8 protein-coding genes are annotated in these 8774 nt (G+C 45.2%); 7 read left to right on the top strand and 1 reads right to left on the bottom strand.

Translation table 11 applies throughout. The features are described from left to right. The first annotated feature begins 296 nt into the window (after positions 1-296). Both lipB and H6S82_RS09810 read left to right on the top strand, forming a co-directional pair. Positions 297-1004: a lipoyl(octanoyl) transferase LipB gene (lipB, locus tag H6S82_RS09815; RefSeq protein ID WP_322111901.1), complete on the top strand. Its 708-nt coding sequence runs from the start codon at positions 297-299 to the stop codon at positions 1002-1004. A 254-nt stretch (positions 1005-1258) separates the two neighbouring features. Next, positions 1259-3256 (top strand): hypothetical protein, encoded by a 1998-nt coding sequence (locus tag H6S82_RS09810; RefSeq protein WP_190464793.1) that lies wholly within the window; start codon positions 1259-1261, stop codon positions 3254-3256. A gap of 574 nt (positions 3257-3830) precedes the next feature. Here the strand turns inward: H6S82_RS09810 and H6S82_RS09805 are convergent. Then, positions 3831-4793: an aldo/keto reductase gene (locus tag H6S82_RS09805; RefSeq protein WP_190464792.1), complete on the bottom strand. Its 963-nt coding sequence runs from the start codon at positions 4791-4793 to the stop codon at positions 3831-3833. A gap of 201 nt (positions 4794-4994) precedes the next feature. Here H6S82_RS09805 and H6S82_RS09800 point away from each other — a divergent pair, with 201 nt between their 5' ends. The 5 genes from H6S82_RS09800 to H6S82_RS09780 all read left to right on the top strand — a co-directional run bounded on the left by H6S82_RS09800 (position 4995) and on the right by H6S82_RS09780 (position 8651). Continuing rightward, positions 4995-5291: a hypothetical protein gene (locus H6S82_RS09800; RefSeq protein ID WP_190464791.1), complete on the top strand. Its 297-nt coding sequence runs from the start codon at positions 4995-4997 to the stop codon at positions 5289-5291. Continuing rightward, on the top strand, positions 5288-5578 hold the full coding sequence (locus H6S82_RS09795) for a hypothetical protein (protein ID WP_322111900.1): 291 nt from the start codon (positions 5288-5290) through the stop codon (positions 5576-5578). Before H6S82_RS09800 ends, H6S82_RS09795 begins: the two co-directional genes overlap by 4 nt. 153 nt (positions 5579-5731) lie before the next feature. After that, entirely contained in the window at positions 5732-6331 is a 600-nt protein-coding gene (locus tag H6S82_RS09790; RefSeq protein ID WP_190464841.1) for a DUF1802 family protein, read from the top strand. Positions 6332-6710: 379 nt separating this feature from the next. Further along, positions 6711-6965, top strand: a complete 255-nt coding sequence (locus tag H6S82_RS09785; protein WP_190464790.1) for a hypothetical protein — start codon at positions 6711-6713, stop codon at positions 6963-6965. 282 nt (positions 6966-7247) lie between these two features. Next, a complete protein-coding gene (locus tag H6S82_RS09780) occupies positions 7248-8651 on the top strand; it encodes a tetratricopeptide repeat protein (RefSeq protein WP_190464789.1) in 1404 nt (467 codons plus the stop codon). Positions 8652-8774: the final 123 nt, after the last annotated feature.

Genomic DNA, 8774 nt, shown 5'->3' with positions numbered 1-8774 from the left:
CGCACTCTGACTTGAGCCTACGCCCACACCTCTACAGTAAGTTTCTCGGACGATGCCACCAACTATGCTGGCTTTGAAAGGAAGGTGGGCGATCGCCATCTCAAATTTGTGGGCTTTTTCTTGCTAAACAGGCTTCCTCCTATTCACATTGAGGTTATACATAAAACACTAGCATTTTGTATTCTGGAGTACATAGCCCTTTGGCTACTCTTTAAAATCTTTTGCATCTGTTGACATTTCTTGATTTCCCTGACCGGATTTTGAACGAAATTTAACGTAAAATACTCTTGATTTTTGTGGTGATTTCGAGTAATAATGATTGGTTGGCGTGGAATAAGCAGCAAAAACCCCGTTTTTGTCGGTTATACGATCGGGGAATCACAGATTATTCAGCAGCTTGGGAGTGGCAGCGATCGCTCCTGGCAGAACGGCGAGACAACCCCAAGCTGGAAGATGTCCTCATATTGTTGGAACATCCCCCCGTGTACACGCTCGGACAAGGAGCCAGTCTGGAATTTCTCAAATTCGCTCCGGAGCGAAGTAACTGCGAGCTACACCGTATAGAGCGCGGTGGCGAAGTAACCTACCACTGTCCCGGTCAACTCGTCGGCTACCCGATCCTGAATTTGCGATATTATCGGCAAGACTTGCACTGGTATCTGCGCCAGCTGGAAGAAGTGTTAATCCGAGTGCTGGCTGAGTACGGATTGGCAGGGGAACGGCTCGACGGCTTTACCGGCGTTTGGTTAGAAGGACGGAAAGTAGCTGCGATCGGCATCAAAGTCAGCCGTTGGATTACCATGCACGGCTTCGCTTTCAACGTTTGTCCAGATCTGGAAGGTTTTAAGCAAATAGTACCTTGCGGAATTTCCGACAAACCGGTGGGCAGCTTAGCAGAATTTATTCCCACAATTAATAAAGACCGAGTGCGTCAGCAAGTAGCAGCCAGCTTCGCCGAAGTGTTTGCAGTCGAGCTAATTCCAGAAACTATGGCTGGGGACTAGGGGTTAGGAGTTACGGGAAGAAGAATTGAGAATCAAGGGTTTGGTCGAATTAAGAACGTCCTCTCTGATGTCTTCGGTTGGTATAATTATTCAAAATTTTGATTTTTCTTGATATATTTAACTTGTGGAAACTTTCCACATTTTTTAAATCGCGATCTACTCTCCCCTCAAAGGGGACAGCAGTTAAAAGCGCCTGTGTCGCGTTTATTCCCCGACCTGAAAGTACTGGGTTTGCACACTTCCCGTAACAGCTTATGACAGAAACTACAGAGCCCAATGGCTTAGAGGTAACAGAGTACGTTTCCGTAGCGGGTTCTGTTGCAGGGACGTTAGTTGCAGTTTTTTCCCAGCAGCTGATATATTCGGTTGCTCCCCTGACTCTAGCCCTTTCCCTAAGCCTGATCAACCGACGCCGATTCGAGCAGACATTACAGCAGAACATGGCGGCTGTCTTATCTGAGATGGGAACCCGCGTCAGACAAATAGATCGGGAAATCTCAGAAGAGATGGGAAGCTTAAGAGACTCATTTCAAGGTTTCTCGACTCCGATTAAACCGCTGATTCTCGCTCCCGTCCAGGAAGAACTCAGCCAGCTGCGAGAGCGGTTTGATAGCCTGGAACAAGCGATCGGCAACCTCACCATATCAACAAAACCCGAAGGGAGCGCTTCGCTGAGCGACACTCAAGCAAAGCAAATAGACGAACTTACCCCAGGTTTTGACAGCGAGTATTTAGATCGCAAGATAGAGGAACTGAAAACAGAACTGCTCGATCGCAAGCAGATTGGTTCCGAGAACCTCACGAAAGAGGAATTTCAAGACTTTAAGCAGCAAATTCAGCAACTGCAAACCAACCTCTCCTCATTAACAGAGGCGTTTAAAGAGCGGGAAGAAATACAGCGCATCGAAGAACTCAGACAAATGCTGTTGTCCCCAGAAGTCGAACAGCGTATTTCTCAGCTTGCAGACGCATCGGCAAATGTTGTTCCCAGCTACCTGGAAAGACAAGTTCGGGAACTGCAAGCAAACGTTTCCTCATTAACGGAAGCGTTTAATCAGCGCCAGGATTTAGAGCGCATCCAAGAAGTTAAACAAATTGCCGCAGAAGTGCAAGAGCAGTTAGCTGCTTTTACCCCACAGCCAGTAACTTTCGATCCCAGTTACTTGGAAGAGCAAATACAGCAACTGGCAACAAAAGTATCTCAAATCGGCGACAGGTTTACAGAGCGCTTAGCAGAGCAAAGAGAAAGTACATCCGATGTAGAATATGAATTGTCTGCACTGCCGACACAAAACGGACGCTCTGACACTGGGTACGTAGCAGCGCAGATCAAAGAAATTAAAGCAGCGATCGCTCAGACAGAAGAAATTACGCGCTCTAACTTAGATCGGTTAGAAGCACAAAATCAACAGATGCAAGCTACCCTCCAATCGTTGACTGAAGCGTTTGAGGAGCGCTCGCAGCCAGCCGAGATCGAAGAATTAAAGCAAAGCGCCGCCGAAGTTGAACTTCTTCAGCAAGTTTCTGCGATTACTTCCGACTTGGATAACAGCTATCTACAAGCGGAAATTCAGCAACTGAAAAAGGAACTGCAAGCGCTGTACTTTCAGATACCCCAGTCAAACAGTTATGCTGAAAAAGCCGATCGCACTTTCATTGAAGATGCTTATACCAAATTGAACGCCGCTGTTGAGAGTTCGCTCGACTTCTCATCTGCTAAATTCCAGCAACTGTCAAAATGTGCCTCCCATTGGCAGCAACAATTGTTGAAAATGCCAAAGCAAATCGCTCAATCGCCAGAAAAATCTGACGATTCGGCTGAAAGCGATTTACTGCTAAGCAAATCGGCAGCAAGCACATTAGAATCAAGAGATTTGGATACTCTACTCACATACTGGACAGAATCGTTAGTTGCCAGATCCCTGCAAGTGTTCGATAATTTGCGTGGCAAACGGCAACAGCAGACCGAAGCAGTAGAGACGGAGATCATCGGTCTTCCCCACCAAACGATCGATCTGCCGTCCGAACAGCAAATACAGCAAATGCAGTATATTACAGTCAAGTCTGAGGTTGTTTCGTCACCAGAGTCTAAGTTAAAGAACGATCTGGAGAATAAAGCGATCGGTGTAGAAACGCCAATCCAGACACCCGACGCGGAAAGCTACGAAAACGATCGCCATTCCGATATCGAGACGCCTGACAGGGAAAGCTATGAAACCAATAACCTTCATGAGGAGGGAGCGAAGCGTTAGATTTGCAAAAACAAACAAAAAAAACAAATCTATAAAACATTTTGGGTCTAGTCAAGATGACTAGACCCGGTACAAGTTTAGTGATAGAGTTGTCAAATAATGAAAGTCAGAAAGTAAAGTTTGTCAGTTTTCTAACTCTAGCATAGTAGCGTCTTTCCGGACTTGGGTTTGGTTTTGCCCCCAAAATGGGGCTTTCTGCCACTTTTGCTATGCTATGCACAAGAGTTAATCAAAGGTAGCTTCGACAGTAGGACACAAATCTAAGCTGTTTGTTTGGTTTGGGTTTTAGTTTGAATTTATCGTGTCCTGTTATTAAAGTAGCACAGTAATTTTATGGTGTAAGCCTCTATTTACCTAAGTTTAACCCTGTTTACAGAAGTTTAATTTTACTAACATCTCGTCATTGTGCAAAATTATCTTCTGTGGGAAAGTAGATTAGACATCTCCTCCAAAATAATCTTAAAGGCAGGCAGGATGCCTACCCCACAAGAATTTTTGGAGATGTCTGTGAGATTGAGGAACAAAAACCAACCTAAATTTGTTGCTAAACTTGAGGAAATTGAGATTGGTTTTTCTAGCCCCAATCCCACATAATCGGACTGTCATCCAAAGGATCGGTAACCGTGCGCCCAATAGCGTCGATTTGTGCTAGTTCGTCAGCAGATAATTTGACATCGGCTGCTTTGGCATTTTGTACCGATTGATCGCTGTTACGCGCACCGACGATCGCATTTGTTTGCGGTTGGGCAATCAACCAAGCTAAAGTTAGTTGGGCAAGCTTACATTGATGGCGTTCTGCAATCGGACGGAGTTTATCTAAAGCTGCTTGCGCTCGTTCGTAATTCTCACCCATAAACAGCTTATTTTTGATGCGGTTATCTCCTTCCTGGAACTTGTGACCGAGACCGAATTTGCCAGTCAGCAATCCCTGTGCCAGAGAAGAGTAAGCAATGATAGAAATATTGTTTTCAATGCAGTACGGCATAGTATCTTTTTCCACCTGACGCCAGAACAAAGAATAAGGCGGTTGCAGGCTATCAATGCGTCCGTACTGGGCGGCTTCTTCTATTTGAGCGCGGGAGAAATTAGAAACGCCAATAGCACGAATTTTGCCTTGCTGTTTCAAATCGTTCATCGCCCGCATAGTTTCCTCAATCGGTACAATTTCGCTGTTGAAAGCGCCGGAAGGCCAATGAATTTGATAGAGGTCGATATAATCGGTTTTAAGGTTTTTCAGAGAGCGATCGCACGCCTCAATTACTAAGTCATACTTGAGATGATTGGCGAAAACCTTGGTAGCGTAGACAACTCGATCGCGCACATCTGACAGCGCTTGTGCCACAATTTGCTCAGAGTGACCGTTTCCGTAAACCTCGGCAGTGTCGATGGTCGTTATCCCCGCCTCAAAAGCCGCCCGCATCGCCTTGACGGTCTCGGAATCCTCAATCCCCACCCACATAGCTTTCCCAGCTTGCCAAGTCCCCATAATGATGGGAGAGATATTCACATCAGAGTTGCCCAAGCGTCGCGTTTCCATGTCTGACTCCTAAATGGTCTTCATTCTGCATCCTAACCATATTGACGCAGTGCAGCGAGATCGATCGAATATCTTAGGACTTATGCAAAACACCGCTTCTTCTGTGTAAATTTCTGCATAGTTTTTATCATACCTTAGCTACTTGAGATTTTTCTAAGGGTAAACTAAAGCAAAGCCATTGTTCCGAACCGGGGAGTAGGAATGAGTTCTCACAATGAAGACCAAATCGAACGACGACTGAGGGAATTAGAGGCGGAAATTTCTATCCAACATATACCTCGAACCCCGAAACCTCAGCAACCCAGCCGCTGGCAACTTGCTATAGCAAAAATGAATAAAGTGGCCAAGGTGGCAGTATTTGCCGCCACTGGACTGATTAGCGTTTGGGTTTTTAGTACCGCTGTGAGTTTTATTTCTATAGTTATCGGTTTGGTAATCACGGCGGGTGTGGGCTATGTCGGTTACAAACTTTTCTTGAACCGCGATAACTACCGGTGAAATATATTTGTTTGTTGCTGTTATTAATGTTATGCTTCGCAGTCGCCCTACCTGCGGAAGCTTCCTTTTGTCGCCAAACAAATGACCGTTTGATTTGCGTTCTCAGGATTGACCGCAGTGCTAAAAATCACTGGGAGTATCGGGCGATCGTCAGCGTTGACGGGGTGGAAAGGCCGATGCAGCTGTATAATTGTCGCGATCGCATTACCGTTCGCAAAGACGGAACTGTTGTACCGTTTGAACCCAACGGCCCAGGTAAGCTCATCTGTAGCGTTCTGCACAAATAATCCCTCTTCTGTCTATGAACGACGAATTTTTAACTCTCCCCAGCAACTGGCTGGATTGGTTATCTGTATTCGGCTATATAACTTTTATCGTTTTCATTGCGTGGCGAGTGTTTGCCAGTCGCTAGTCTGGAAGAAGAACTCAACTCTATTGCTATGGAATCGACTACTATCCACGCACTCAAGGAATGGGCTGTTGCGGTAGATGCCTTGGCGCAAGGCAAAACTATTTTGCTGCTTCGTAAAGGCGGTATTCGCGAGGAGGGAAAGCAATTTAAAGTTGCTCATGATGAGGTTTTGCTCTACCCGACATTTGAACACCAAAAACCAGATTTGCTCAAACCGGAATATGCTGACAAGGTAAGCCCTGTAGAATCGGGTTGGCATCCGGAAACTGTGCGAATTGGTAGCTGGGCGAAGATTACCGATATTTTTATGGTGAGTTACGAACCCAGCATTGCCGCACTGCTACCATATCACATCTGGAACGAGCGGTTTGCGAGCGATCGCCTCAAATGGAAACCCAGTCAGCCAATGTATATTTTGCTGCTGCGGACTTACAAACTCGCTCAACCGCAATCCATTGTTTACCGCCCGGAATACGGTGGCTGCAAGTCTTGGATCGATTTGGCCGCACCTATTTCCATCGTCGGTTCTGTACCAGTGCTGAGTGATGGTGAATACGTCAAACAAGCAAATGTCATCCGTAATGCGATCGCCCACCCGCAGGCTGAGGAATTAAAAATTCAAAATTGAAAATCAACCAGTGGGAAACTGGGGAAAGGGAATTTTGTAACAAATTTAGCTGACGTAACCCTGAAGGATAAAGCAAAATAAACTTCAAAATATCTCTGAATTAAGCATTAGAGCAGATTTGGGAGATTAAGCTCTATGCTTTTCCGCTCTTTGTCCATAATCATTAAATCTTGCTTAAGATTGAGATGAAATTGACAAAAATACCCTGTAGGGTGAGGTCACAACTAAGAATTTTTTGCCATCATATTGACAAATCGGTCAATCTAGGGTAGCGTGGCTGGAACACAATATCGAAGCTGGGAACAGAAGCTTAAAAGCGCATCCTCACACAGCCTGGTTTCAGCTTTACGTACCTTTATCTACGCAAAGGAGTTTTATCATGGCTGGACAGATGTGCTGGTTACCCACTCTTGGTGGCAACGGGCAAAAGATCTTGCATTTGCAATTAGCATCTCACGAACCGTGGCGACCCTATACAGGTTTTCCTCAATATGCCGTACCAGATTACCGCGAACCAGGTGGTTCTAAAGGTTGGGCAACTTACCAAAAGCTCATCAAAGCTGGCTGGAAGCTGATACCCACTAACGAAGCGCAACAACGTTCATTCTTCAATCCAGAAACAGAGGTGGCTTAATAGCCGCTTGGCGAACCTTCTCCATATGGCTTTGCGGCTCTTTCTCAAAAACGGTCTGCTGTGAGTGGGTTTGCCAAGTATGGCGTTAATCATATCGCATTAGAATTGCCCGCCGGAAATTGTAGCTCGATCGGATCTCTCCGAGACACAGTTCTGGCAAAGAGGCACTACCCTAAGTCGATCCGGTAATTGTTGACGGTGAATGCGCTTAAACAGTATAATCCCTCTGTTATTGGGTCATACCCGACAGAAAGTCAGTAGGAAATAGCGCAAGTTCCCATCATGGAAGATTATGCTGAGGAAAGCAAATCCGCAATGGATGAAGCTATTGCACATTATCAAGAGGCATTATCCACTATTGAAAAAGCAGGATCGATACTGTCCAAGCGGAAAATTATAGAAATGCTCTTGAGCCGCGATGGAGTGGAAAACCTCAAAAATAACGGTGCGGAATTGAACACGAGTCAATGCGCCCTGTTGATTGATTTGGATGAGCGATTGAAGGAACTTGCAGGGATAATAGCGAAAAAGTTTCCCCTAGCTAGCTATCGGCTGAGTGTCAACCCACCGGAATCGTCTTGGTGGTGGTTTCTGGAATCCTTTGTCCCTCGAGAAGTCCACAAACACGATCGCTTTGACTGGGTATGGTATGGGTTGACACTCGGTTGTATGGTTGTGGCGACTACTTTTGGTTCTAGCACGGCTCAAGCCTTTTCCAGTGAAGGGTTTGATATCCTGGGGACTTTTAGTACGGTTGGCCAAGCGGTGGGGATGCTTTTATTAGCCGGTGGGGTGCTGACAGAAAATGGTAAGGAAACTGTTGAGAATGCCCTCAAGAGCGTCGGGATTCCGCCTCACTTCCACGCGGAAGCAATCTTTGGTGCCTCAGCTCTAATGGCCGCAAGTACTTATGTTGTCTATGCTAATTTACCAACTATAGGGGAATATTATTATAAACAGGGGCAGATCTCTAGTACTCAAGGTGATGTTGTTAGTGCTTTGGATTTATACAAAAGGGCACTGAATTTTAACCCCAACGATTCCAAAATTTATGTTGCTTTGGGGAAAGTTTCGGAAGATATGGGACAACTCAAGGAAGCTATATCTTACTACGAGAAAGGGAGATCCTTCAACGATCCCGCCGCCCTCAATGGTTTAGGAAGAGTATTGGTATTCCAGTCGTTGGAAGATGTGGGTTGGACAGCAAAAATTGATGAGAAAGTTGAGCGGAGAGCCGATTTTTTCTTAGTAGCTGCTGAGAAGCTGGTGAAAGAAGAGCAAAAACTTTTACGCCGAGATATTGCGATTAATCATGGCATCCTTTATCTATCTGATTTTGATTTAAAAAAATCTTCTGTTGAAGATGCTAATAATGCTCTCGATAATGCCTATAACTCTTTTGAACAGGCCGCTGAATTAGAGAAAACTTTACCCAAAGAAACGAAGGAACAAAATAAAGGGCAGTGTTATCTTCAAATCACGGAAAAAATACGCCAAGAAGTTAACTATCAAAAGGGACAATTTTTAAATTCCGATATTCCTAAAAAGGCGGAAGCTTGTTATGGGGAATTATATCGCGCCGGATTAAATCCTTATGACGATACGAAAATATACTACAGTCTCTATACCTCTAGAGTTTCACTGGAAGCTTATAAAAAACCAGAGAATCAAAAGTATCGCCGATAATATTCAACATCTGCAACAAGTGAACGCCTCCCGAAGAAGGAGGTGGCATTGAAGAGAGATCCCCGACTTCTCCAAGAAGTCGGGGATCTGAGATCTTTGTTTTAACCCCAAGGGCTAGGTGGG

The sequence above is a fragment of the Planktothrix sp. FACHB-1355 genome, assembly GCF_014748295.1.
Lineage (GTDB): Bacteria > Cyanobacteriota > Cyanobacteriia > Cyanobacteriales > Aerosakkonemataceae > Aerosakkonema > Aerosakkonema funiforme_A.
This window is presented reverse-complemented; position numbering and strand designations above follow the sequence as displayed.